The following is a 736-nucleotide window of genomic DNA, read 5'->3' as shown; positions in this document are numbered from 1 at the left end:
TACCCAGTCAGCTCCGAGGGCGGATTGTATAGAGTTCTCACTTCAGAGTCTAGTTAGATCACAGATATGATGAAATGAATGCACCGAGTGATGAATTTTTAGTCAAAACGCAAAAGGTAAACAATAAAAAACGGTCGATGCTTTCACATCAACCCTTTGCAATATTCAATCTAAACAGCCCTTAATCTAAGTTTTCTAAACCCCATTTGTATAGAGCGTTCTTCTTCAGATTGTGGATTTCTGCCACCAACGCTGCCGCTTTCTTCAAAGGCAGTTCTTTCGTCAGAATACCCAAAGTACGCAAAGCCTCATCGGGCAATGCCTCATCCGATGTTTCACGATGACCATGGATCAAAAGCACCATTTCACCACGTTGCTGGTTATCGTCACTTTTCACCCACTCAATGAGTTCACCCAAAGGCATGCCTTGGATGGTTTCAAATGTTTTAGTGAGTTCTCTTGCTAGAACGACTTCTCGCTCAGAGCCAAGAACGTCTAACATATCTTGTAACGAGTCTAAAATTCGGTGTGGTGACTCGTAAAAAATGCATGTGCGCTCTACCGATGCGATCTCTAAGAATTTATCTTTACGACCTTTACTTTTGGGCGGTAGAAAGCCTTCAAAACTAAAGCGATCTGACGGCAATCCCGACGCGCTTAACGCAGTGATAACTGCACACGCACCAGGAAGAGGCACAACTCTTACGCCCGCTTGACGACATTTTGTCACCAGATG

General features: G+C 44.0%; 1 protein-coding gene. It reads right to left on the bottom strand.

Features of this window, described 5'->3' with window-relative positions; translation table 11 throughout:
* Positions 1 to 181: 181 nt before the first annotated feature.
* Positions 182 to 736, bottom strand: a 555-nt coding sequence (gene rsmI, locus R7R78_RS26070) for a 16S rRNA (cytidine(1402)-2'-O)-methyltransferase (protein ID WP_225474607.1), incomplete at its 5' end; no start/stop codon positions are given.

This window comes from Vibrio sp. 2134-1 (genome assembly GCF_033339495.1).
This window is presented reverse-complemented; position numbering and strand designations above follow the sequence as displayed.